This window comes from Bacillus piscicola, from assembly GCF_022458745.1.
Classification (GTDB): domain Bacteria; phylum Bacillota; class Bacilli; order Bacillales; family Marinococcaceae; genus Alteribacillus_A; species Alteribacillus_A piscicola.
Genome location: NZ_JAJJJF010000004.1, coordinates 177,166 through 202,008 on the forward strand (window position 1 = coordinate 177,166; position 24,843 = coordinate 202,008).

The window sequence follows — 24,843 nt, forward strand, 5'->3', positions numbered from 1 at the left end:
TTTCTGCGCAAAAATTACGTTTATGAATTCTTTTTTCTTAGGTACAAAGGATGGATCAACACCATAATCAACAAATATAAATTTAGAAACCCGTACAGCGGGTATAGAAAAGCAATTAGACTAGAGAAGCCGAACTGCGTAACCGGAAGCATCAAGCATAAAAGAAGAAGCGCCAGCGACCATGGAGGGAGAGCAATAATAGAGCGAAATCTGCTCGTCAAACCAAAAAGTCCTGAAGCAGCGGTTGTGAAAATGGCAGTCCAGAGCAACACAGCCATAAAAGTTGTCATGTGTCTTGGAAATGATTCTAACAAAGCAAAAAGCGGAATTTCATACAACATAATGTCTTCAGCAGCTACGAGTAATGATTCGTTATAAAGCAAAGACACAGTGCCGAGGATAAGCCCGCTCCCAACACTTGCGACCCAAATTTCACCGGGCCTCTTAATTTTTCTCCCGGTGGCACCCAACACAGCAACGAGCGGTAGTAAATTTAATGAAGTAAACATGAAAGCAGCTGGCCAATTACGTTGATTTTGCCAGTTCACCGCATCTGCGTCCACATGGAGGGTATAAAAAGAAAACAACACGAAGGCAAGACTGATAATTAAAACCGGCATCAACAACGAATTAATGCTTGTCAACCCATTAATCCCACGAATTGCAATGATCAACAGCAGGGTGCACATGAACACGATGCCACCCATAAAAGGGATTTGAAAGTATTCAAGTGCTGCACCGCCACCGGCAATCATCACACCAGTCATCGTAAACAAGTAGAAGATAATGATAGCATCATACCCCTTAGACAGCCGGGGACCAAGGATTTCTACCAGCACCTCTGCGTAATCACTTGTTTGGTGACGATAGCTGATGCTTAATACGACATGACAGCTGATCACAAATAAGATTGTGAAAAGCACGATAGCCAGTCCGCTTTCATAGCCAAAAAATTGCCAGATTTCCCGGCCTGACGCATACCCTGCACCTATTGTAGTTCCGATAATTAAAAACATCCATTTTAGTCCATCAACTATCATCGCTCTCTCCCTCTGTTTCTACTCATCAATTCATGGATACATGTATAGAAATTAAATATGGTTCCTATACTGGAACTAATATGAGTAAGGAGAGACCAATATGCTTGGAAAAAAAACAATCTCCAGCCAATCGTCTTTTGCATTTCAAGTCCAGGCAAACGCTCCAAGTGCTTCTTCCCTTTTATCCGAACAAATAAAAAAGAAGCTGGATCCAGTGCCTTCTTTACGTGATTATGTCATTGTTTGCATTGGAACCGATCGTTCAACAGGAGATTCACTCGGGCCCTTAATCGGTTCTGCTTTAGAGAAAAATACCTTACAGAATTTTCACACTTACGGAACCTTGGCGAAGCCTGTACACGCCGTCAATTTAGAGGAACGATTGACAGCGATCTACGAGCATCATACCAACCCATTTGTGATTGCGATTGACGCCTGTCTCGGCCGACTGAAAAACGTCGGCAAAATAAACTTTTCTGAAGGACCGGTCATACCAGGAGCAGCGATGAAAAAAAAGCTTCCTCATGTAGGCGATATGCATATGACAGGGATTGTTAATGTAAGCGGGATGATGGAGTATTTCGTGTTACAGAATACCCGCCTTCATACTGTCATGGAGATGGCGGACTGTATTACAGAGGGATTCATTCAAGCAGATAAAATGTTAAAACGACGTGCTGTCTCTACTATTTTTAATAAACCTGACACCTCTCACTATCAATCAAAACATCTATCCGGTGCGGAAACAGCGTTTTCCTTACAGGATGAATGGGACCGGGACGGTAAATAATCGGAAGAGATCCGTTCCCCCATATTTTCTGTAAAAACGAAAAAAGGTCCTGTTTTACAAGGACCTCCTTCTATTTCTTTTGTTCTAGCAACTCTAGTATTCGTTCTAAATCTTCTTCCGTCATGAATTCAATCTCTATTTTCCCCTTTCTTTTTCCAGTTTTTATAGAAACCGAGGTCCCAAAGTACGTCTGTAAATCCTCTTCTTTTGTTTGAATAAATAAGGAACGATTATCTTCTTTTTTTGTTGTTTCACGTGGAACATTGTTGTGATTTAATTGTTGGACAAGTTCTTCTGTCTGCCGGACACTTAACGCTTCATTCATAATTTTTTCCGCAACGAAGCGTGCATTTTCTTTATCCTTTAACCCCAAAATCGTTCGTCCGTGACCCATTGAAATATTTTTTTCGGCAATGTCATGCTGAATTTCTTCCGGCAGTTGGAGTAAACGAAGATGATTTGCAATATGGGGCCTGCTTTTTCCGAGGCGTTTAGAGAGCTCATCCTGCGTTACCCCTAAATAGGTCATTAATTTTTCATAAGCTCGGGCTTCTTCCAGGGGGTTGAGGTTTTCTCTTTGCAAGTTTTCAATTAACGCAATCTCCATCATTTTCTCATCTGAGAATTCTTTTACGAGCGCCGGCACGGTCGTGAAGCCCCCTGCTTTTGCCGCTCTGAACCTGCGTTCACCTGCTACAATTTCGTACCCTTTAATACTTTTCCGAACAATCAATGGTTGCAGGATGCCGTGCTCGTTAATTGAATCTTTCAATTCACTGATCGCATCGTCTGTGAATATTTTTCGCGGCTGATAGGGATTCGGACGTAAATCCTTCACTTTTATTTCCTCTACGTTCTGATCACGTTTTTTAGACTCTCCTGGGAACAGAGCATCCAGTCCTCTTCCAAGTCCCCTACTCATCGCTCACCACTTCCTTTGCTAAATCTACATACACCTCTGCACCTTTTGACTTGGCATCATACAAAATAATAGGAAGTCCGTGGCTTGGTGCCTCTCCTAAGCGAACATTCCGCGGAATGATAGTCGCGAAAACTTTATCTTGAAAGTATTTCTTCACTTCTTCAATAACCTGCAAGCCAAGGTTCGTTCTAGCGTCAAGCATGGTTAATAGAACCCCTTTAATGGCAAGTTCTGTGTTCAAGTGTTTTTGAACGAGTCGGACTGTGTTGAGAAGCTGACTTAGACCTTCCAACGCGTAATACTCGCATTGAACAGGGATTAAAACGGAATCCGATGCGGTTAAGGCATTAATTGTCAAAAGACCAAGAGAAGGAGGACAGTCAATAATGATAAAATCATACTCTTTCTTTACGTCGCTTAATGATTTTTTTAAACGTATTTCTCTTGATATAGTAGGCACTAGTTCTATCTCAGCGCCGGATAGCTGAATAGTGGATGGCACAACATCTAAATGATCAACAGTTGATGGTTTTATGATTCGTGCGATCTCTGCATCCTCAACTAATAAATTATAAATACATTCATCAACATCACCTTTTTCAACCCCGGCTCCGCTGGTAGCATTCCCTTGTGGGTCCATGTCCACAAGCAGAACCTTTTGGCCTATATATGCCAAGCAAGCACTAAGGTTCACGGCAGTAGTTGTTTTTCCCACACCGCCTTTTTGGTTTGCAACAGCAATCACTTGCCCCATCAATACACCCACTTTCCTCTGACTGCTTGTTTATAATGATAATTTTTTCATTGTTTCATTTATTCTATCATGTTTTTGACGATTCTTTTGCATTAGTTTGGGTTAAAAAAATAATCTGCCGACTGTCTTGGCAGATTATTTCTTCGGGATGCGTATCGTGATTTGGTAGTAATCATCATGGTCCTCTTCGTCTGTGTTAATATCCATTCCGGTTTTCATCACCATATCGATCGATTGACGAATGGTGTTCATGGCCAGACGGGTATCTCTGGCGAAATGCTTGCGTGTTATTTTTTTTGGCTTTGGTTTCTCCTCTTTTGATTGTTTAATTAGTTCCTCGGCCTGCTTCACATTCAATTCTCGGTCGATAATCTCCTGAAGCATTTCATCTTGTTTCTCCGGAACTTTAATCGCAAGCAAAGCTCGGGCATGCCGCTCCGTGATCGCTTTCCTTTTCAATGCTTCCTGAACGCTGTCGGTTAAATGAAGAAGACGTAATTTATTTGCAACGGTGGACTGCCCTTTTCCTAAACGCTGCGCAAGGCTTTCCTGGGTTAAGCCGTGGAGCTCAATAAGCTTCGCATACGCTGTCGCCTCTTCAATAGCCGTTAGTTCTTCCCGCTGCAGATTTTCGATTAAGGCGAGTGAAGCAGTCTGTGTATCATTAAAATCTTTAATAATGGCGGGGATTTCTTGCATACCGAGACTTTGCGCTGCGCGAAAGCGTCGCTCTCCCGCAATAATCTCGTATTGATTATTACGTTTCCGTACCGTTATTGGCTGTAACAGACCATGTGTCCGAATAGATTGTGCAAGCTCCGCAATCTTTTCCTCTTGAAAAATCGTACGTGGTTGATAGGGATTGGCCACAATCTCTGTTACAGGAAGTTTTATAATTTCCTCTTTTTCTTCTTGAGGTGCCTCCACTTGATCCTCTTTATTATCTTGTGGATCCCCAAGACCCAACCACTTTTGAAGTGATTGCTTCATTGCCTGACACCACCTTACTAAAAGCTTCCGACATTTCTACTATTCGCTGTGAAACGACGAAAATCCTTCCCATTCTCCCGTTTCTCCTTGTCGCTCTCTCTTTTATTCTATCATGCCGGCCGCCGTTGTTCTATTGTCTAGTTTTCTTTGTATGCGTTTCTCAGCATGGTTATCAGAACAATACTTTCATTCGCTATTTGTTGCAACCGATATCCAATCGCTCTGGGCGGAGGCTCTTTTCATTTAAAAAAACTAAAAATCTTTTTTTGTTAGTTGCACAAACATTTTTTCTTAACAGCCGTGTGTGCTTACAGGAGTGGTTTTTTGGCGGGGGTTCCTGCTTTTCTTGGATAGCTTTTCGGTGTGGGTTTTATTTTCTTCATGCGCAAAATATAACGCTCACTGTTCTCGTTAGGCAGTTTTTGAGTAAACGAGTCAAGCCATTCACAGCCAAGCTGTTGACAAGCTTTATCTGCTTCTTTTTTCTCTACTAATCCCGAAGCCCCTTTCATGCCAAGAAATATTCCGTCTTTCTTGACAAAAGGGACACACAGTTCGGTTAATACCGGCATGCGTGCTACCGCTCTGGCAAGCGCTGTATCGTATTGTTCCCGGTGCCCTTTATCACGGGCAATGTCCTCCGCGCGACCGTGTACTAACTGGACATGATCAAGCTGTAAGGCGCTAACAAGCTCTTCAAGAAATGTGATCCTTTTTTTCAACGAGTCAACAATCACGATTGCAAGGTGCGGGTAACAGATCTTAATAGGCAAGCTTGGAAATCCCGCTCCTGCACCAATATCAATGACTTTCCCAGTATTAAGGAAGTCGTGAGCAAAAGCCGCAGTCAGCGAGTCATAAAAATGTTTTTCATAGACCTCATCTTCTTCGGTAATGCTCGTTAAATTCATCTTCTTGTTCCATTCCACTAATAACTGATAATACGTCTGGAATTGCTGCTCCTGCTTCTCAGAAAGGTGAATACCTTCTTGCTGCAGCCAGTCTGGAAAATGTAATTTACTCATAAATGAGAGCCACCTTACTTTGATATATGTATGAAAACTCCAGCGCCATCCCTTTTCTATCCTCTAAAAAGGATACGCAGGGACACTGGAGTTTCCTTGTTAATCTGCTGTTCTCGCTAATCTTCCTTGTTCTAAATAGACAAGCAGTATCGAAATGTCAGATGGATTGACGCCTGATACCCGGGAAGCCTGGCCGACAGAAAGAGGCCTTACTTCGGACAATTGGTATTTGGCTTCTGTGGCAAGTCCATTAATTTGATGATAATCCAAGTCTTCTGGTATTTTCTTTTCTTCCATCTTTTTCATCCGAGCTACTTGCTCAAGCTGTTTCGCAATATACCCTTCATATTTCGTTTGGATTTCCACTTGTTCAGCTACGTCCGGCAATACATTCTCTTCCCCTGGAGCAAACGGGATCACGTCTTCATACTTAAGCTCTGGACGTTTCAGAAGATGAGCTGCAGGCACTGCTTCTTTCATAGGGGATGATTGTTTTTCTTCTAACAACTTCTGTAGCGGAGCAGATGGCTTTACAATTGTATTTTCAAGCCGTGCTTTTTCACGGGCGATCGCTTCGCGTTTTCGAGTGAAGCGTTCATACCGATCTTCTGAAATTAAACCAACGCTGTGGCCGATTTCTGTTAAACGTAGATCGGCATTATCATGGCGGAGCAGTAAGCGATATTCAGCACGAGACGTGAGCAAACGGTAAGGCTCGTCCACTCCCTTTGTGACTAAATCATCGATCAGTACGCCAATATAGCCATCGGAGCGATTCAGGACAACTCCTTCTTTTCCTTGAACTTTACGGGCCGCATTGATACCAGCCATAATGCCTTGCGCACCAGCTTCTTCATATCCCGATGTTCCATTAATCTGGCCTGCTGTAAACAAGTTTTCAATCACTTTTGTTTCCAATGTCGGCCACAACTGCGTCGGAACAATCGCATCATACTCAATCGCATGTCCCGGCCGCATCATTTGCGCATTTTCTAGACCTGGTACCGATTTGATCATCTCAAACTGTACGTCTTCCGGCATGCTCGTAGACAAGCCTTGTACGTAAACTTCTGAAGTATTACGGCCTTCTGGTTCAAGAAAAATTTGATGTTTTGGTTTATCGTGAAAACGGACGATTTTATCTTCCACTGAAGGGCAATAACGAGGTCCGTTTCCTTGAATCATCCCGGAATACATCGGAGACCGGGAGAGATTATCATTAATAATTTGATGGGTTTCCGGAGACGTATACGTGAGCCAGCAAGGAAGCTGATCGGTAATATACTTCGTCGTTTCAAATGAAAAAGCACGCGGCTCTTCATCCCCCGGCTGCATTTCTGTTTTATCATAATCAATTGTGTTGCCATTAATTCGCGGCGGGGTACCCGTTTTAAACCGTTCCATGGCGAAACCGAGATCCTTCAGGTTGTAAGCAAGATTCACAGACGGCTGCATATTATTCGGCCCGCTTTCGTAAGCAAGGTCGCCGATGATAATTTGTCCACGTAGGAATGTGCCGGTTGTAATGATAACTGTTTTGGCGTAATAGGTTGTACCCGTGTTCATTACTACCCCTTTGCACACGCCATTTTCTACGATAAGTTCCTCTACCATACCTTGACGAAGCTGTAAATTTTCTTCTTTTTCGAGTGCTTTTTTCATCTCAGCTTGATAGAGCGCCTTGTCTGCCTGCGCACGCAAAGCCCTGACAGCTGGCCCTTTGCCTGTATTTAATAGCCGCATCTGAATGTGTGTTTTGTCAATATTCCGAGCCATCTCACCGCCCAGGGCGTCTATTTCTCGCACAACTACCCCTTTCGCCGGTCCGCCCAAAGACGGGTTGCACGGCATAAAGGCAACGGCGTCCATGTTTAAGGTGAGCATTAACGTTTTCACACCCATGCGTGCTGCTGCTAATCCAGCTTCCGTTCCGGCATGGCCTGCACCAATTACAATGACGTCAAATTCACCGCCTTTGTACTGTTTCATTTCGATAACCTCCAATAATTATATACAGCAACAAGCTGCTATTTATTTTCCTAAACAGAATTGGGAGAAAAGCTGGTCAATCAATCCGTCGTGGACGTTTTCCCCGATGATCTCACCGAGCTGCTCCCATGCCTGGGTAATGTCAATTTGGATCATGTCAACTGGCATTGCTGCTTCCGCTGCTTCCAACGCATCGTCTATCGCTCGTTTTGCCTGGTTCAACAACCCGATATGACGAGCATTGGAAACGTAACTTAAATCCTGCGTCTCAATGCCTTCTTGAAAGAAAAGCTGGGCGATGGCTCGTTCGAGTTCATCAATCCCTTCGTCTTTTAAAAGGGACGCATATAAGATGGGACGACCCTCCGCTAATTCACGGATACGTTTCTCATCCGCTTTTACAGACAGATCTGTTTTGTTCAATACAAGGACTGCGTTCAATCCCTGTATAGCTTCAAAGAGCGCCTCATCTTCCTGGGTCAATTCTTCTGCAATGTTTAAGACGAGCAAAATAAGATCGGCTTCTTTCAGGACTTGCCGGGAACGTTCTACCCCAATTTTTTCGACAATATCCTCGGTCTCCCGAATGCCGGCAGTATCGATGAGGCGAAGCGGAACACCTCGTACGTTGACGTACTCCTCTAATACATCCCGGGTGGTCCCTGGTACATCGGTCACGATCGCTTTATTTTCTTGCACCAGGCTGTTCATCAGGGAGGATTTTCCAACATTTGGGCGGCCGATGATCGCAGTGCTGATGCCTTCTCGTAATATTTTCCCTTGCTTTGCCGTTGCTAACAGTTCCTCGATTTCTTCGCGAACTGCCCCTGCTTCCTTTTTAATCATCTCAATCGTTACCGATTCGGCATCATATTCCGGATAATCAATATTCACTTCCACACTAGCCACGGTTTCAATAAGCTGCTGGCGTAAGCGGCGGATACGGTCAGATAGTCGCCCTTCGACCTGTTTTAAGGCAACATTCATAGCTCGGTCCGTCTTAGCACGGATAAGATCAATAACGCCTTCTGCTTGAGAAAGATCAATACGCCCATTTAAGAACGCACGCTTCGTAAATTCTCCCGGTTCCGCAAGTCTTGCTCCTTGAGAAAGCACAAGGTGAAGTACTTTATTGACGGAAACCAGGCCGCCGTGGCAGTTAATTTCCACGATATTTTCACGTGTAAAGGTCCGAGGCGCCCGTAATACAGATACCATTGCTTCTTCGACGATATCCTCGGTTTCCGGGTCGATAATATGGCCGTAATGAATCGTGTGGGAGGTAGCGTCCGTCAGTTGTTTCTTCCCTTTATACAACCGGTCGGCTATGGATAAAGCGTCATCCCCGCTCAAACGGACAATGGCAATTGCTCCTTCTCCAGAAGGAGTTGATATAGCCGCAATTGTATCAAATTCCATTTCCTTCCCTCCCTTTCCAACAGATTCTCTATTTAGTAAGTCTATCTAATAGTATAGACTCCTTGTTCCTCTTTTAAGGGGTTTACTTGTGAATTGTTTTCCCCTAACACAATAGACTATCACATTCCACTGTCCAGAGAAAGAGGGAATTATCCACATGTGGATAATTCCCTCTTATGTAAAGACATCCTGAGATATGCAGGAAACAGGCACGGGTGAGTGTCAGCAACAAAAAAATCCATCCCAGGCAACCAGGATGGATATCTACAGGAAAGAATCGGGAAGGGCAGTTAGCGTTTCGGAGTAATGACGACATGGCGGCGGGGTTCGGCGCCATTCGAATGTGTTTGCACTCCTTCTTTGTTCTGCAAGGCGGCATGGATAATTTTCCGTTCGCGGGCGTTCATCGGTTCTAACGTTACTTCTCCGCCGATCCGCTTCGCTTTTTCTGCAAGACGGTGAGCAAGCTGTACCAGAGCTTCTTGGCGGCGTGCCCGGTAATTTTCCGCGTCTAATACGATGTGCGTATAACGGTCACTCTGACGGTTTGCAGCAAGGTTCACCAGATACTGGAGAGAATCGAGCGTTTTTCCCCGTTTCCCGATCAAAACTCCAATATCTTCACCGCTTAAGAGAAATTCTACTTCTTTCCCATTCTCGCGTACCTCCACGGCAGCTTCTACATTCATGGCCTCGATGACATTCCGGAGAAAAAGAAAGGCTTCTTCCGTTGGATCAGGTTTTAGAGACGCTTCGATAAGCGCCTGTTTCGCACCAATAAAGCCGAGAAACCCTTTGGATGGTTCTTCCAACACAGTATATTCTACATTCTCTTTGCTGTCTGTTCCCAGTAGTCGAAGTGCCTCGTCGATCGCATCTGCAATTGTTTTTCCCGACACTTTTACTGTTTTCACTTTTTCTTCGCTCCCCCCGTTTTTGCTTCTGCTTTTGCTTCTGCGCGTTTTCTAGCACCAGGTCCTGTTATGAAATAGGTTTGCGTAATCATAAACAAGTTACCGACTACCCAGTACAATGCCAAGGCGGATGGGAAAAAGAAAGCAAACCCTGTAATCATAAAAGGCATCATATACATAAGTATTCTCATTTGCGGGTTGTCTTGCACCATCATCATGCGCTGCTGGATAAAGGTCGTAATCCCTGCTATCAACGGCAAAACGTAATCAGGGCTTCCGAGCTGAAACCATAAAAAAGTATGGGTACCGATTTCTTCCGTTCTCATAATGGCGTGGTAAAACGCAATTAAAATCGGCATTTGTATAAAGATCGGCAAACAACCAGCGAGCGGATTAATATTCTTTTCCTGAAACATTTTCATCGTTTCCTGCTGAAGCTTCTGTTGAGTCTGCTGATCTTTCGCGCTGTATTTTTCTCTTAGCTTCTGCATTTCAGGCTGAATCTCCTGCATGGCACGTGCACTCTTTGTCTGTTTAATCATAAGCGGCAGAATCAATGTCCGTATAATAATGGTGACGATGATAATAGATAAGCCGAAATTTTCACCAAAAAATTCCGCAACCTTAATAATGAATAGAGAAAGGGGATACACAAATATTGAATTCCAAATACCTTCGCTTTCCGCGGTGATCGGCTGATTCGTATCCATACACCCGGACATCAGCACCACGGCAGCAAGAAGCATACCTGTCAGTCCTATTTTTTTGTACACTAAAGGTTCCTCCTTGGACAGTTTTCACGTATGTTCTATATTTTATCGAAGAGCAGGCCAGAAATAAAGGAACAAATCAATTCCCCCTCGCAACAAAAAAGGATGATGACAAGGTCAACTCCCTTTCCATACGCCCGCAACCCGCAGCACGTGTCTTAAACTCTTTTTTATATCCTTATATGACATGTCCACTATCGGTTTTCTCGCAATAATAATATAATCTTTTTCCTGAACAAGCTGGCTGCCGATTTCGTGAAGAATCTCCCGAAGTACGCGTTTTATACGGTTTCTGACGACGGCGTTCCCCATTTTCTTACTTACCGTAATACCAACTCGAAAGTGAGACTGCTCTGGTTTATCCAGCACATAAACGACAAACTGACGATTCGCAGAGGACACGCCCTTATCAAATACCCGGCTGAACTCATGGTTTTTTTTAATGCGATAATCCTTTTTCACACCTAACCCCCTAATAAAAAACAAAGTATCACGCGTTAGGTTCTATCCTATACGAAAAAAAAGACCACTGGGAGACAGTGATCTTAAGCAGATAGTACTTTTCTTCCTTTACGGCGACGGTTTTTCAAAATGTTACGGCCGTTTTTCGTACTCATGCGTTCACGAAAACCGTGGACTTTTTTCCGTTTCCGTTGGTTCGGTTTAAACGTTGGTTTACCCATTTTTATCTTGCACCTCCCTCGAGGACACTTAACCTATCAAGACATTCCTGTAAATTATATAGAGGAATGAATTTAATTGTCAAGGCCTCGAAAGAAACTTCCAATTTTTTCAGCTGTCCTCGTAAAAATGATTAACTCCTTTCTAACGGGATCTGTTCCTAACATGTGGATAACGAAATATGATGCACAGCCATTTTTCGACAAGTTTATCTACAAGTTACACACATAATATAGTGGTGTGGATGAAAATATTGCACAAGTTATTGATTTTGTGGATAACCATGACGAATCCCGTTGTAACACGTCTTTTTTTTTGGTATGATATATTTGTTTTTAATTTGGATAACAAGTTCTAAAAAATATATTATCCACATATGTTGATAACAGTGTGGATAATTTTCCACACCCTTAGGATAGAACTATCCACAGTCCTGTGAACGATGTACATAACACTTCTTTATTCTATTGCATTCGCAATTGCCATCTCCCCTTACATCATCGATATACACACGTATTCGTGAAGGCTTCCTTCTTCATCACAAAGAGTGGGAGCCTTTCGTGCCTTCATCACGTTCAGAAGCTGTAACAGGGGATCGATTACTATATATATTTGAAAGGAGGGCGCAGCTGTTGGAGAATATTTCTGATTTATGGGACCAAACGTTAGAGGTTATGCAAAAAAAAGTGAGTAAACCCAGTTATGAAACGTGGTTAAAATTCACAAAGGCCTCTGAAATCCAAGAAGATGTAATTATTATCACCGCTCCAAATGAGTTTGCGCGCGATTGGCTGGAAAACCGCTATTCTACTTTCATTTCCGAAACACTGGAGGATATTACCGGTGCAAAACTGCAAATTAAGTTTGTTATCCCAGATAGCACCGGGGAAGAAGAAGCTGCGGCTGAACAGGAAGCTCGTTTGGCAAAAACGCCTGTCATGCAAACGGATGATGTTCCAAAAAGCATGCTGAATGATAAATATTCTTTTGACACGTTCGTCATCGGTTCTGGCAACCGCTTTGCCCATGCAGCTTCTCTTGCTGTTGCAGAAGCCCCGGCTAAAGCTTACAACCCATTATTTATCTACGGTGGGGTAGGACTTGGTAAAACTCACTTGATGCATGCGATTGGTCATTATGTCATTGATCATAACCCTGAAGCTCGAGTCGTCTATCTGTCTTCCGAAAAATTCACCAATGAATTTATTAATTCAATTCGTGATAACAAAGCGGAAATCTTCAGAAACAAGTATCGAAACGTAGATGTACTGTTAATTGATGATATTCAGTTTCTTGCTGGAAAAGAACAGACCCAAGAAGAATTTTTTCATACGTTTAATTCTCTTCACGAAGAGAGTAAGCAAATCGTCATTTCCAGTGACAGGCCGCCTAAAGAGATACCTACACTTGAGGACAGGCTGCGCTCTCGTTTTGAGTGGGGATTGATTACGGACATCACCCCACCGGACTTAGAAACGCGAATTGCGATATTACGAAAAAAAGCCAAAGCAGAGAAATTGGATATCCCAAATGAAGTGATGCTCTATATCGCGAATCAAATTGATACGAATATACGAGAGTTAGAGGGAGCGTTAATACGGGTAGTCGCCTATTCTTCTCTTATTAATCAAGATATGAATGCTGATCTGGCGGCAGAAGCACTAAAAGATATCATTCCAAGTGCCAAACCGAAAAAGATATCGATTCCTGACATTCAACAAATAGTAGCGGAGCACTTTCAGTTACAAGTAAAGGAACTGAAGGCGAAGAAACGCACAAAGGCTATTGCCTTCCCGCGTCAAATTGCGATGTATTTATCACGGGAAATGACGGAATCCTCTCTTCCTAAAATTGGCGAAGAGTTTGGCGGACGGGATCATACAACCGTCATTCACGCACATGAGAAAATCTCAAAGTTACTAGCAGCTGATGCTGACTTGCAAAAACAGCTTGAAGAAATTATCGACAAGCTGAAAACATAGTGTGTAAAACCGAGCGGCGGTATCCACAAGGTATCCACATGTGCACAACTTCATCCTGCAAGGTTTCTTTGGAATTATCCACATTTTACACAAGCCCTATTACTAGTACTACTACTAATTAATTAAAATATATATATATGTTAAAGGGAGATGTAGTATGCATTTTATTGTTCAACGTGAGCAATTTGTCCAAAGCGTTCAGCACGTCAATAAAGCCGTCTCTTCTCGAACTACCATCCCTATTCTTACTGGGATCAAGCTAAATGTTACCTTTCACGGTATTACATTGACCGGTAGTGATTCTGATATTTCGATAGAATCGTTTATCCCGGCAGCGGATGAAGAAAGAGAATTGGCAGAAATAAAAGAGGAAGGAAGTATCGTCTTACAATCCCGTTTTTTTGCGGACATTGTGAAGAAACTTCCTGGTGAGGAAATTGAGATATTTGTGAAAGACCAATTTGCAGCAACGGTGAAATCTGGAAGTGTCGTTTTTAATTTGAACGGACTCGATCCAGAAGAGTATCCACGCCTTCCAACATTGGAGGAGGATCAGACATTCAGCCTGCCGCAATCGTTATTAAAAGACATGATTAGACAGACTGTCTTTGCTGTCTCCACCCAGGAGACACGCCCCGTGTTGACAGGTGTAAACCTTGAAGCGGCGGACGGAATCTTGCTCTGTACTGCAACAGACAGCCACCGTTTAGCGATGCGAAAAGCAAGCTTAGAGACGGATAATGAAAGTTTAGAAATTAAAAATATCGTTGTCCCGGGGAAAAGCTTAAACGAATTAAATAAAGTTCTTGAGGAAACCGATGAACTCGTGGATATTATCGTGACAGACAGTCAGGTTTTATTTAAACTGGAACGTTTGCTGTTCTTTTCTCGGCTTCTAGACGGCAAGTATCCCGTAACGAGTACGATGATTCCAGATCAATTTAAAACGAAAATTGAACTATCCAAGAGGGATTTGCTGCAATCATTGGAACGCGCACTGCTTTTATCGAGAGAGGCCAAAAATAATGTAGTGAATTTAAAATCATTAGACGGCCGTCAAATAGAAATCACTTCTGTTTCGGTAGAAGTAGGGAAAGTCACCGAGCGTGTTGACTGTACAGAGTTAGACGGCGAAGAACTGCGTATTTCTTTTAACGGCAAAAACCTCATCGATGCCCTTCGTGTCATTGACAGCGATGTGATCAGCATTGCTTTCACCGGCGCCATGAGTCCATTTGTTTTGAAACCAGCAGATCACGAGCAAATGTTGCACCTATTTTCCCCAGTACGTACGTATTAAGCAGCCCTCCGAAAGGTGAGAGACCTTTACTTAAAACATTGGCTTTATGAGCAATTATTTAGTAAAATGGAATAAGCAATGACAACGGTAGCGTTTCTTTATGTGAAATAATGACAATGAGGCGGTCAGGGAGGATCATGCATGAGTCGTTCAGTTGAAATAGACACGGAATACATTACACTCGGACAGTTGTTAAAAGAGACGGGTGTGATAGACAGCGGCGGCATGGCGAAAATGTTTCTTGCCGAGCATGCTGTTTCAGTCAATGGCGAACCGGAACAGCGGCGCGGAAAAAAGCTATACGACGGATCTAACGTCCACATCGAAGGAGCAGGAAGCTTTACGATAATTTCACAAAAAAAATAGAGGGATCTCTTTGCATATTGACACACTCTATCTCAAACAATTCCGCAACTATAAACAGATGGGACTGGACGTTGATAATACAATTAATTTAATCCTCGGGGAAAACGCCCAAGGGAAAACAAACATGATGGAAGCTGTATACGTATTGGCATTTGCCAAATCTCACCGCACCTCTAAAGATAAGGAACTCATTCAGTGGGAAGAAGACTTTGCCAGAATCGAGGCAGAGATCTCGCGGAAAACGGGTCCCTTATCTCTTGAGGTCATTATTTCTTCTAGAGGAAAAAAGACAAAAGTAAACGGTCTGGAACAGCGGAAATTAAGCGAGTACATTGGCGCCCTTAACGTCGTCATGTTTGCTCCGGAAGATCTTAATCTTGTAAAGGGCGGGCCGCAGTTGCGACGCCGCTTTATTGATATGGAAATTGGCCAGATCAGCCCGGTTTACTTGCATAACCTTACCCTCTACCAACGGGTTTTAAAACAGCGCAATCAGCTATTGAAAAATATGTTCCCCGTCCCTGACCATGAACAGGAAATGATGTTAGACGTCTTAACCGACCAGCTTGCTCGAGCAGCAGCCCAAGTGATCGTACGCCGGTTTTCGTTTTTACGAATGCTTGCTCCTTGGTCGCAGGACATCCACCGGCAGATAAGCCGTGAAAAAGAAGAACTGTCTCTCACATATGTGCCGACTGCAGAGGTATCAGAAGGCATGGATTTGTCGATGATAGAAGAAAAAGTAAAAGAAAAGCTAATGCAAAACAGGCAAAATGAAATCCGCAGAGGTGTAACGTTAAGTGGCCCGCATCGTGATGAGTTATCCTTGTGCATTAACAATAAAGAAGTACAAACATTCGGCTCACAAGGACAGCAGCGAACTGCCGCCCTCTCGTTGAAACTCGCGGAAATTGAATTAATAAACGACAATATCGGGGAATACCCGATATTATTATTGGATGATGTTCTATCTGAATTGGACAATCACAGACAGTCTCACTTACTTCATGCCATTGAAGGAAAAGTACAGACGTTTGTAACTGCCACAGGTGTTAATGGTGTTGAGCACCAGACGTTAAAAAAAGCGTCCACCTATTACGCAGAGGCAGGCACACTAAGGCAAGTGAAATGAGGTGAAACCCATGTTTATCCACTTGGGAGGAGATACGGTAATCCGCTCCAAAGATGTGGTCGCCATTCTTGATCAAGATACACATGATTCCTCTTCCATTACGAGGGAGTTTTTGTCCTGCCAAGAACAAGAGAATATCGAAACGATTTCAGAAGAGCTTACGAAATCCATTATTATTACAGTCGATAAAATTTATTTATCCCCCATCTCCTCCTTGACGCTTAAACGGCGGGCACAAGTAATAGCAGGATTTGAGAATTTTAGTGAAGAGGCTGTAGAGGAGAACATGGATTCCTGATTATGGAAGCGAAGGTGAAGAAATTGTCAGCAAATCAACACTCCTATGATGAAAACCAGATCCAAGTGCTAGAAGGTTTAGAAGCGGTACGGAAGCGGCCGGGTATGTACATTGGATCAACGAGCAGCCGCGGTCTCCATCACCTAGTATGGGAAATTGTAGATAACAGCATTGACGAAGCGATGGCCGGCTACTGTGACCATGTATCCGTGACAATAGAAACCGATAATAGTATTACCATTCAAGATAATGGCCGCGGCATACCGGTCGGTATTCATGAAAAAATGGGCAGACCAGCTGTTGAAGTGATTATGACCGTTCTGCATGCAGGCGGGAAATTTGGCGGGGGCGGCTATAAAGTGTCAGGGGGCCTTCACGGTGTCGGTGCTTCTGTCGTGAATGCTCTTTCTGAAAAGCTTGAAGTGGAGGTACACCGCGATGGGCATATTTATTACCAACCGTTTGCGCGTGGCGTTCCCCAGCATGACTTGGAAGTAATTGGGGAGACCGACATTCAAGGTACAAAGATTCATTTCAAGCCGGACTTCCAGATCTTTGACGAGGAATCCGAGTATGAATACGACATATTGGCTACCCGCTTACGGGAGCTTGCCTTCTTAAACAAAGGTCTGCATATTACCCTTAACGATAAGCGCGATGCGGATAAAGAGGAAGTCGAATACCATTATGAAGGCGGTATTGCTTCTTTTGTTGAGTATATTAACCGGAAGAAAGAAGTGCTTCATGAACCACCTGTTTTTATTGAAGGGGAAAAAGCAACCATTCAAGTGGAGGCAGCCATACAATATAATACAAGCTATACGAGTAATATTTACTCTTTTGCCAATAACATTAATACCCATGAAGGCGGTACCCATGAGTCCGGCTTTAAAACAGCACTTACACGTGTTATTAATGATTACGCCCGAACCCATCAATTATTCAAGGAAAATGACCCCAATTTAATTGGCGATGACGTTCGGGAAGGCCTGACGGCAATTATTTCTGTGAAGATTGCGGATCCTCAGTTTGAGGGGCAGACGAAAACAAAGCTAGGTAATAGTGAAGCGCGGACCATTACAGACTCCCTGTTTAGTGAGTACTTTTCACGTTTTTTATCCGAAAATCCAGATACCGCAAAAAAAATCGTAGAAAAAGGGTTAATGGCCTCCAGAGCGCGTGATGCGGCGAAAAAAGCCCGTGAATTGACACGGCGTAAAAATGCTCTTGAAGTAAGTTCTCTTCCCGGGAAGTTAGCTGATTGTTCTTCTCGTGATGCTGCTATCAGTGAAATTTATATCGTGGAGGGCGATTCGGCAGGAGGGTCTGCTAAACAAGGAAGAGACCGGCATTTCCAGGCTATCCTGCCTCTGCGGGGGAAGATTATTAATGTTGAAAAAGCGAGATTAGACCGGATTTTAGCTAATAATGAAATCCGTATGATTATAACTGCGCTCGGAACCGGGATCGGGGATGACTTTGATATCGAAAAAGCCCGCTATCATAAAGTGTTTATTATGACTGATGCGGATGTGGACGGTGCCCATATTCGTACCCTCCTGTTAACGTTCTTCTACCGATATATGAGACCATTAATTGAAAAAGGGTATGTCTATATTGCGCAGCCGCCTCTTTATAAAATTACTCAAGGCAAGAAAATTCTTTACGCCTATGAAGAAAGAGAACTGCAAAAGATTTTAAGCGAGCTGCCGGCACAGCCCAAACCAAGCTATCAGCGTTATAAAGGTTTAGGAGAAATGAATCCATCCCAACTTTGGGAGACGACGATGGATCCGGATACACGTTCCGTCCTCCAAGTGAATCTAGAGGATGCGATGATAGCAGATGAGATTTTTGAAACATTGATGGGGGACCGTGTGGAACCAAGGCGTGACTTTATTCAGGAAAATGCTCATTATGTCAAAAATTTAGATATATAGGCTGCAATAATAATGCAGGAGCGAAACTGGCAGAAGCGTCTAGAAATTGGAGGTGACAGGGGTTGGCGGATAATCAATCAAGAGTAACGGAAATAAATATTGGGCAGGAAATGCGGACATCCTTTCTGGATTACGCGATGAGTGTAATCGTCAGCCGGGCACTGCCCGACGTAAGAGACGGTTTAAAACCGGTACACCGCCGGATTTTATTCGCGATGAACGAACTGGGAATGACGCCTGATAAACCTTTCCGTAAATCAGCACGTATTGTGGGGGATGTTATCGGTAAATATCACCCACACGGTGACTCAGCTGTCTATGAAACAATGGTAAGGATGGCGCAAGATTTTAGTTACCGTTATATGCTTGTAGAAGGTCACGGCAACTTTGGATCGGTTGATGGAGATGCGGCAGCAGCCATGCGTTATACCGAAGCAAGATTGTCTAAGATTTCGATGGAGATCCTTCGTGATATTAATAAAGATACGATAGATTATCAAGATAACTATGATGGAAATGAACGAGAACCGATCGTTTTACCAGCACGTTTTCCTAATCTACTTGTGAACGGGGCAGCTGGAATTGCTGTTGGTATGGCAACAAACATCCCACCTCACCAGCTGGGGGAAGTCATAGATGGGGTGCTTGCCCTCAGTGAAAATCCAGAAATCAGTATACCAGAACTAATGGAATATATCCCTGGACCGGATTTTCCAACAGGAGCAGCTATTCTGGGAAGATCCGGTATTAGACGGGCTTATCAAACGGGCCGGGGTTCTATCATTATTCGAGCCAATGCTTACATTGAGGAACAGAAGAGCGGCAAAGAAATGATCATTGTAGACGAGCTCCCTTACCAGGTGAATAAAGCACGGCTCATCGAGAAAATTGCCGAGCTCGTTCGGGAAAAGAAGATCGACGGGATTACAGACCTCCGCGATGAATCAGACCGTAACGGTATGCGCATTGTGATTGAAGTGAGGAAGGACGCGAATGCCAACGTATTATTAAACAACCTGTATAAGCAGACAGCCCTGCAGACAAGCTTCGGTATTAATATGCTTGCTTTAGTAAATGGCCGTCCAGAAGTTTTGAACTTAAAACAGTGTTTGGAGTATTATTTAGAACACCAAATAGAAGTGATTAAACGCCGGACCGCTTTTGAGTTAAGAAAAGCGGAAGCACGCGCCCATATTTTGGAAGGACTGCGTGTTGCTCTTGACCATTTAGATGCAGTAATTGAACTGATTCGCAGTTCCGAAACGACAGATATTGCCCGAAACGGCTTAATGGAGAAATTTTCACTCAGCCATGAACAAGCCCAAGCTATTCTTGATATGCGTCTCCAGCGTTTAACCGGCCTTGAAAGAGACAAAATTGAACAAGAATATCAAGAACTTATTGAGCGAATTAAGGAATTAAAGGCTATCTTAGCGAGTGAAGAGCGGGTCTTGGAAATTATCCGCCAGGAATTAACAGAGCTGAAAGAAAAGTTTAATGACGTGCGTCGAACGGAGATTACGGCGGGCGACAATAATATTGAAGATGAAGACTTAATCCCGCGGGAAAATGTGGTCATTACGATTTCCCACCACGGATATATAAAGCGGATGCCTAGTGATACGTATCGCAGCCAACGCAGAGGCGGCCGTGGAATTCAAGGAATGGGAACGAATGAAGATGACTTCGTTGAACATCTGTTTACCACAAGTTCTCATCATACGATTTTATTTTTTACCAATAAAGGAAAAGTGTATCGATTAAAAGCGTATGAAATTCCGGAATTGAAGCGGACGGCGAAAGGGATACCTGTCATTAATCTGCTGCAAATTGAAAAAGACGAAGAAATTAGCACGGTTATCCCTGTTGAAGAGTATTCCGATGATGCGTTCTTATTCTTTTTAACAAAACAGGGAATCGCCAAGCGCACCCGTTTGTCTGCCTTTACTAACATACGACGGGGCGGATTGTTTGCCATTAGTGTCCGCGAAGGCGATGAACTGCATGGCGTACGACTTACACACGGAAATGAAAACATTATTGTTGGTACGAAGCACGGAACAGCGATTCATTTTCACGAGAACGACGTGCGATTTATGGGCCGGACCGCAGCAGGGGTCAAAGCCATTTCTTTAGAAGCTGATGATGAAGTGATCGGCATGGATATTACGTCGGAAGATAAAGACGTACTCATGGTCACAGATAACGGTTTTGGCAAACGGACACCGATCCAGGAATTTCGGATCCAGAACCGTGGCGGGAAAGGTCTTAAGGCTTGTACCTTAACAGAACGCAATGGGGAATTGATTGCGCTCCGCTGCATCTCTGATGATCACGATATTATGGTGATGACAATCCACGGTGTGTTAATCCGCATTGAAGCACAGGAGATCTCCAAGCTTGGCCGTTACGCGCAAGGAGTCACGTTAATTCGCCTTGGGGACGGGGAGAAAGTTTCGACTGTCGCCCCTGTGGAAATGCCGGAAGCCGAAGAAGAACCAGTTGATAACGAGCAGCAATCTGGCGATATACAAGAAAATATGACTGAGACACCGAGCGACCTTGAGGATGATGATCCGCTTGGTGAAGAATAAACGCAACTACCTCCGGACCTCGGTCCGGAGGTTTTGTTTTTATCTTGGGAAGGAGTCTGTCTCCCCGATTTACCATATCATTGGGAAAAGTGTATAATAAAGCCAATGAATAAGTGGCAGGAGAGGGGAATGGCTAGTGAAGGTTAAGACAAAGGATCTGCAGGAAGGCTGTATTGTAAAAGAAGATGTGTTTGCGGTCACGTCACGGCCTCTTATCCGAAAGAAATCAGTTATTACACAACAGCATGTAGAAGTGCTGAAAGCCTTTCTAATAAATGAAGTGGACGTGGAAAAGACGCTGATTAACGGCAATTCATTCCAACCCGCGAGTGGAACGAATGAATCAGAAAGTGAGAAGGAATCTACCGAACAAACTAGTTTTCTTGACTGCTACAATCTCGCTGTTCTTACATATAAAAAAATGTTCCACTCCTGGGCAGCAGGAACAAAACCCGATACAGGAACCATTCGTAAGGTACTTTCTCCTCTTTTTGCCGAAGTGGAAAAAAAACCAGGCATCGTCTTTGTGTTAAATAAGTGGAATAAAAAAGAAGAATATCTTTACCATCATGCGGTTGCGGTTGCCCTTTTAGCGTATTCGTTAGCCAGGAAGCTTGGTTTACCAAAAAAAGAATGCTTGCAGGCTGGAATGGCGGGGGTATTATGTGATGCAGGCATGAGTCAGCTTTCACCTTCGCTTCTTTACAATAAAGGTTTCTTGTCAGAAAAAGAAATGAAGGAACTTCACAAGCACCCTACGTATTCCTATAAAATGTTGAAAGAGACACCTGGAATTTCCAACCACGTATTACTAGCCGTTTTGCAGCATCATGAACGAGAAAATGGTAGCGGATATCCGTTAGGCGTAACGGAAGCGAACATTCACACACTAAGCAGAGTGGTTGCGGTCGCGGACGTCTATCATGCCATGACTAGCGAACGCCTATACCGAAAGAGGCAGCTCCCTTTTCAAGTCATCGAAGAAATGGCAAAGAAACAGTTTGGGAAACTTCATGCCGAAACGATTTCGATCCTCATGGATGCGTTTTTGGCATTCGCTCTAAATACAAGTGTTTTACTAAGTAATGGAGAGACAGCTGAAATTGTGTTTATCGATCAAAAGGAAATAACAACTCCTTTCGTACGCAAGAAAGACAGCCAAGATGTTTTTCAAGTTGGAAAGGAAGAAGGTCTCCACATTAGCGACATTATCGTAAAATAAACAGTTTGAGCCAATTTCATAATTAGCATTCATTTATTAAAATCCGAACAAATTGGACTTGGCATGGAAGATTGATTTCCACTGCAGGCGGACGCTTTCCGTTACAATCATTGTGCATATCTATAATCTGGTGAGCACTTATGAAATTGATTCAGTTAACAGTCTAAAAATAAGGTTGAAAAAGCTTGGGGATAGTAGTACCGGCAGCTTCTAGATAGCTTTTAATAAATGGGTAATCTAACGACTGCTGCTGGCTTAACAGTTCTCCCCACCATTCTCCTTCATAGCGGGAAATCATACTTAAGTTATACAGAAGAAGGTAATGGGTACAAACGGCAGGCAGCTCGTTTGCGAGAGACGGAAAATTATCCGTCTCTATTATTTTTTGAAAAAGGGCCAACAGGCTGTCTTCTTTCATTAATAGTTCTTTCATTTTCCACTTTTCACCGGCAGCGTGTTCCACGTGAAACAAGACATTGGAGAAATGCGGAAAAAACCCTTTCTTTTGTATCTTTATCTCATCCTCCAGGAATGTATAGCCTTTTCTTTTTCTTTTTCGTGTAGTCACACCGTGTGCAAGCATTTCTGCACTAGCAGGATAAACTGGATCCTCTAGTAAAATAATGCCTTTTAATAAATGGGTCATCCCGTAGAACAACAGTAGTGGTTTAATCATTAAAGGGGCTCTGAGTCCCTCTTTCCAATAAGAGCGGCCGATCATCCACTCATAGTGAAAAACGGGAGTATTATTATAACTTTGGGTGGCAGCCTGTTGATAAAAGTCGGGGTGCTTCTCGTATTGCTGTTTTAACCAATGGCATAAAAACTCTTGAGATTCATATGGTGCATAGTACGAAAAAAGTCGTGTTATGTCGTCATGTGTCGCCAATGTAGACCGTCCTTGCATGTAATAATTTAGAAAGTTTAAACTTATTTCTTTTTATCGTTCCCATTCTAAAAAAATGGTAAGATATTAGGAAATCTCATGATAAAGTCTTGATTTTAATCACATTACTAGTATGAACAGCTCCCCCCGTATTTATGAGTTCTGTCGTACATGACTAAAAGGCACGGTAAAAAATCTATATTAGGAAGAAAGGATGATAATGCTGTGAGAGAAGATAAGTTTGTGAAAGAGAGTTTGACATTTGATGACGTGCTGTTAGTTCCCGCCCGTTCCGATATCCATCCACGTGATGTGTCGGTCAAAACATCGTTAACAGAGAAATTGAATTTGAACATTCCGATCGTTAGTGCAGGAATGGATACTGTAACAGAAGCTTCCCTTGCTATTGCGATAGCGAGAGAGGGCGGCCTCGGCATTATTCATAAAAACATGTCTATTGAAGCACAAGCGGAAATGGTAGACCGAATCAAACGTTCGGAGAGCGGTGTTATTACGGATCCTTTCTTTTTAACTCCGGAACGTCAAGTATTTGATGCAGAACACTTGATGGGGAAATATCGTATTTCCGGAGTTCCAATTGTAGATGAAGAGCAAAAATTAGTTGGTATCTTAACGAATCGGGACTTGCGCTTTATTGAAGATTATTCTATTAAAATAAAAGATGTCATGACTAGTACGAACCTTGTTACAGCGCCGGTAGGAACGACGCTTAATGAAGCAGAGAAAGTGCTGCAGAAGCACCGCATTGAAAAGCTTCCGCTTGTAGAAGAGGACGGAACCTTAAAAGGACTTATTACGATCAAGGATATTGAAAAAGTAATTGAGTTTCCAAACTCTGCTAAAGACGAACACGGGCGTCTCTTGGCAGGAGCGGCTATCGGTGTAACGGCTGATGCGATGAAACGGGCAGATGCATTAGTGAATGCCGGGGTAGATGCGCTTGTTATTGATACAGCCCATGGCCATTCAAAGGGTGTGCTTGAAAAAGTCCAGGAGATCAGAGAGGCGTTTCCTAATGTTGTGTTAATTGCTGGAAATGTAGCTACACCTGAGGGCACTCGCGACTTAATTCAAGCAGGCGTGGATGTAGTCAAAGTAGGAATTGGACCGGGGTCAATCTGTACTACCCGTGTGATTGCAGGTGTCGGGGTTCCGCAGATTACGGCTGTCTACGATTGTGCCGTAGAAGCGAGCAAGCACAATGTACCGATCATTGCTGACGGCGGTATCAAATACTCCGGTGACATCGTCAAGGCCCTCGCTGCAGGTGGACATGCTGTGATGCTCGGCAGCCTGCTTGCCGGTGTGGAGGAAAGTCCTGGAGAAACGGTCATTTATCAAGGAAGACAATTTAAAGTGTACCGTGGTATGGGCTCCTTGACTGCCATGGAACAAGGAAGTAAAGATCGTTATTTCCAGGAAAATAGTCAAAAACTAGTTCCGGAAGGTATCGAAGGGCGTATTCCTTTCAAAGGGCCTTTATCGGCAACGATCCATCAATTAATTGGCGGACTTCAGGCTGGCATGGGTTACTGTGGAACTCCTGATCTTGAGGACTTACGGGAAAATGCTCGTTTTACTCGCATTACGAATGCAGGACTTCGCGAAAGCCATCCGCACGATGTTCAAATTACAAAAGAAGCGCCTAACTACAGCTTGTAAATGGTAAGAGCTGAAAAAGGTTCTGCTTTTCCAATCTGGTTGTGACAGCTTTCTCATATGCTGTCTCGCCGGCTGCTGAAAAGCAGACCTTTTTCTTTTTGTATAAATGGGCCTCTGGGCTATCTATGTTTTTGGTTATTCCTGTG

Annotated in this window: 22 protein-coding genes; 10 read left to right on the forward strand and 12 right to left on the reverse strand. The window is 43.4% G+C overall.

The window, feature by feature from the left end; translation table 11 throughout:
• Positions 1-20 precede the first annotated feature (20 nt).
• Positions 21-1,040 carry a YkvI family membrane protein gene (locus LOR49_RS09565; protein WP_240376308.1) on the reverse strand — a complete coding sequence of 340 codons (1,020 nt, stop codon included), beginning with the start codon at positions 1,038-1,040 and terminating at the stop codon, positions 21-23.
• 100 nt (positions 1,041-1,140) lie between these two features.
• On the opposite strand from LOR49_RS09565, the gene yyaC reads away from it, so the two are divergent.
• Positions 1,141-1,830 (forward strand): spore protease YyaC, encoded by a 690-nt coding sequence (gene yyaC / locus LOR49_RS09570; protein WP_240376309.1) that lies wholly within the window; start codon positions 1,141-1,143, stop codon positions 1,828-1,830.
• Positions 1,831-1,900: 70 nt separating this feature from the next.
• Here the strand turns inward: yyaC and LOR49_RS09575 are convergent, their stop codons facing one another.
• From LOR49_RS09575 to rpmH, 10 genes are all read right to left on the reverse strand, one after another.
• The gene (locus LOR49_RS09575; protein WP_240376311.1) at positions 1,901-2,752 is read right to left on the reverse strand and encodes a ParB/RepB/Spo0J family partition protein; all 852 of its coding nucleotides are present in this window, start codon (positions 2,750-2,752) and stop codon (positions 1,901-1,903) included.
• Positions 2,745-3,506 carry a ParA family protein gene (locus tag LOR49_RS09580; RefSeq protein WP_240376313.1) on the reverse strand — a complete coding sequence of 254 codons (762 nt, stop codon included), beginning with the start codon at positions 3,504-3,506 and terminating at the stop codon, positions 2,745-2,747. The genes LOR49_RS09575 and LOR49_RS09580 overlap by 8 nt, the downstream gene beginning before the upstream one ends.
• Positions 3,507-3,641: 135 nt before the next feature.
• Complete coding sequence (gene noc, locus LOR49_RS09585; protein WP_240376315.1) at positions 3,642-4,496, reverse strand: nucleoid occlusion protein; 855 nt, start codon at positions 4,494-4,496, stop codon at positions 3,642-3,644.
• Positions 4,497-4,804: 308 nt separating this feature from the next.
• Positions 4,805-5,521 (reverse strand): 16S rRNA (guanine(527)-N(7))-methyltransferase RsmG, encoded by a 717-nt coding sequence (gene rsmG, locus LOR49_RS09590; RefSeq protein ID WP_240376317.1) that lies wholly within the window; start codon positions 5,519-5,521, stop codon positions 4,805-4,807.
• A gap of 99 nt (positions 5,522-5,620) precedes the next feature.
• On the reverse strand, positions 5,621-7,510 hold the full coding sequence (gene mnmG / locus LOR49_RS09595; RefSeq protein ID WP_240376318.1) for a tRNA uridine-5-carboxymethylaminomethyl(34) synthesis enzyme MnmG: 1,890 nt from the start codon (positions 7,508-7,510) through the stop codon (positions 5,621-5,623).
• A 42-nt stretch (positions 7,511-7,552) separates the two neighbouring features.
• On the reverse strand, positions 7,553-8,929 hold the full coding sequence (gene mnmE / locus LOR49_RS09600) for a tRNA uridine-5-carboxymethylaminomethyl(34) synthesis GTPase MnmE (protein WP_240376319.1): 1,377 nt from the start codon (positions 8,927-8,929) through the stop codon (positions 7,553-7,555).
• 290 nt (positions 8,930-9,219) lie between these two features.
• Entirely contained in the window at positions 9,220-9,843 is a 624-nt protein-coding gene (gene jag, locus LOR49_RS09605) for an RNA-binding cell elongation regulator Jag/EloR (protein WP_240376320.1), read from the reverse strand.
• Positions 9,840-10,616 carry a YidC family membrane integrase SpoIIIJ gene (spoIIIJ, locus tag LOR49_RS09610; protein ID WP_240376321.1) on the reverse strand — a complete coding sequence of 259 codons (777 nt, stop codon included), beginning with the start codon at positions 10,614-10,616 and terminating at the stop codon, positions 9,840-9,842. The genes jag and spoIIIJ overlap by 4 nt, the downstream gene beginning before the upstream one ends.
• A gap of 114 nt (positions 10,617-10,730) precedes the next feature.
• The gene (gene rnpA, locus LOR49_RS09615) at positions 10,731-11,075 is read right to left on the reverse strand and encodes a ribonuclease P protein component (protein ID WP_240376322.1); all 345 of its coding nucleotides are present in this window, start codon (positions 11,073-11,075) and stop codon (positions 10,731-10,733) included.
• A gap of 83 nt (positions 11,076-11,158) precedes the next feature.
• Positions 11,159-11,296, reverse strand: coding sequence for a 50S ribosomal protein L34 (rpmH, locus tag LOR49_RS09620; protein ID WP_240376324.1), 138 nt, complete (start codon positions 11,294-11,296; stop codon positions 11,159-11,161).
• A 630-nt stretch (positions 11,297-11,926) separates the two neighbouring features.
• Here rpmH and dnaA point away from each other — a divergent pair.
• From dnaA to LOR49_RS09660, 8 genes are all read left to right on the forward strand, one after another.
• On the forward strand, positions 11,927-13,276 hold the full coding sequence (dnaA, locus tag LOR49_RS09625; RefSeq protein WP_240376325.1) for a chromosomal replication initiator protein DnaA: 1,350 nt from the start codon (positions 11,927-11,929) through the stop codon (positions 13,274-13,276).
• A 157-nt stretch (positions 13,277-13,433) separates the two neighbouring features.
• A complete protein-coding gene (dnaN, locus tag LOR49_RS09630) occupies positions 13,434-14,576 on the forward strand; it encodes a DNA polymerase III subunit beta (RefSeq protein ID WP_240376326.1) in 1,143 nt (380 codons plus the stop codon).
• A gap of 141 nt (positions 14,577-14,717) precedes the next feature.
• A complete protein-coding gene (gene yaaA / locus LOR49_RS09635) occupies positions 14,718-14,942 on the forward strand; it encodes a S4 domain-containing protein YaaA (RefSeq protein ID WP_240376329.1) in 225 nt (74 codons plus the stop codon).
• Between the two features lie 10 nt (positions 14,943-14,952).
• Positions 14,953-16,074, forward strand: a complete 1,122-nt coding sequence (gene recF / locus LOR49_RS09640; RefSeq protein WP_240376331.1) for a DNA replication/repair protein RecF — start codon at positions 14,953-14,955, stop codon at positions 16,072-16,074.
• Between the two features lie 10 nt (positions 16,075-16,084).
• Positions 16,085-16,372 carry an extracellular matrix regulator RemB gene (remB, locus tag LOR49_RS09645; protein WP_240376333.1) on the forward strand — a complete coding sequence of 96 codons (288 nt, stop codon included), beginning with the start codon at positions 16,085-16,087 and terminating at the stop codon, positions 16,370-16,372.
• A gap of 2 nt (positions 16,373-16,374) precedes the next feature.
• Positions 16,375-18,312, forward strand: a complete 1,938-nt coding sequence (gyrB, locus tag LOR49_RS09650) for a DNA topoisomerase (ATP-hydrolyzing) subunit B (RefSeq protein WP_420830423.1) — start codon at positions 16,375-16,377, stop codon at positions 18,310-18,312.
• 110 nt (positions 18,313-18,422) lie between these two features.
• On the forward strand, positions 18,423-20,906 hold the full coding sequence (gene gyrA, locus LOR49_RS09655) for a DNA gyrase subunit A (RefSeq protein ID WP_240376384.1): 2,484 nt from the start codon (positions 18,423-18,425) through the stop codon (positions 20,904-20,906).
• Positions 20,907-21,042: 136 nt separating this feature from the next.
• Positions 21,043-22,128 carry an HD-GYP domain-containing protein gene (locus tag LOR49_RS09660; RefSeq protein ID WP_240376336.1) on the forward strand — a complete coding sequence of 362 codons (1,086 nt, stop codon included), beginning with the start codon at positions 21,043-21,045 and terminating at the stop codon, positions 22,126-22,128.
• Positions 22,129-22,291: 163 nt separating this feature from the next.
• On the opposite strand, the gene LOR49_RS09665 is transcribed toward LOR49_RS09660, so the two are convergent.
• Positions 22,292-23,017, reverse strand: a complete 726-nt coding sequence (locus LOR49_RS09665) for a YaaC family protein (RefSeq protein ID WP_240376338.1) — start codon at positions 23,015-23,017, stop codon at positions 22,292-22,294.
• A gap of 222 nt (positions 23,018-23,239) precedes the next feature.
• On the opposite strand from LOR49_RS09665, the gene guaB reads away from it, so the two are divergent.
• Complete coding sequence (gene guaB / locus LOR49_RS09670) at positions 23,240-24,697, forward strand: IMP dehydrogenase (RefSeq protein ID WP_240376340.1); 1,458 nt, start codon at positions 23,240-23,242, stop codon at positions 24,695-24,697.
• Positions 24,698-24,843 lie beyond the last annotated feature (146 nt).

Bases quoted from the DNA above. Each gene is read 5' to 3' on its own strand.
- LOR49_RS09565 (WP_240376308.1), bottom strand. From the start codon at position 1,040: ATGATAGTTGATGGACTAAAATGGATGTTTTTAATTATCGGAACTACA.
- yyaC (WP_240376309.1), top strand. From the start codon at position 1,141: ATGCTTGGAAAAAAAACAATCTCCAGCCAATCGTCTTTTGCATTTCAA.
- LOR49_RS09575 (WP_240376311.1), bottom strand. From the start codon at position 2,752: ATGAGTAGGGGACTTGGAAGAGGACTGGATGCTCTGTTCCCAGGAGAG.
- LOR49_RS09580 (WP_240376313.1), bottom strand. From the start codon at position 3,506: ATGGGGCAAGTGATTGCTGTTGCAAACCAAAAAGGCGGTGTGGGAAAA.
- noc (WP_240376315.1), bottom strand. From the start codon at position 4,496: ATGAAGCAATCACTTCAAAAGTGGTTGGGTCTTGGGGATCCACAAGAT.
- rsmG (WP_240376317.1), bottom strand. From the start codon at position 5,521: ATGAGTAAATTACATTTTCCAGACTGGCTGCAGCAAGAAGGTATTCAC.
- mnmG (WP_240376318.1), bottom strand. From the start codon at position 7,510: ATGAAACAGTACAAAGGCGGTGAATTTGACGTCATTGTAATTGGTGCA.
- mnmE (WP_240376319.1), bottom strand. From the start codon at position 8,929: ATGGAATTTGATACAATTGCGGCTATATCAACTCCTTCTGGAGAAGGA.
- rpmH (WP_240376324.1), bottom strand. From the start codon at position 11,296: ATGGGTAAACCAACGTTTAAACCGAACCAACGGAAACGGAAAAAAGTC.
- dnaN (WP_240376326.1), top strand. From the start codon at position 13,434: ATGCATTTTATTGTTCAACGTGAGCAATTTGTCCAAAGCGTTCAGCAC.
- yaaA (WP_240376329.1), top strand. From the start codon at position 14,718: ATGAGTCGTTCAGTTGAAATAGACACGGAATACATTACACTCGGACAG.
- remB (WP_240376333.1), top strand. From the start codon at position 16,085: ATGTTTATCCACTTGGGAGGAGATACGGTAATCCGCTCCAAAGATGTG.
- gyrB (WP_420830423.1), top strand. From the start codon at position 16,375: ATGGAAGCGAAGGTGAAGAAATTGTCAGCAAATCAACACTCCTATGAT.
- gyrA (WP_240376384.1), top strand. From the start codon at position 18,423: ATGCGGACATCCTTTCTGGATTACGCGATGAGTGTAATCGTCAGCCGG.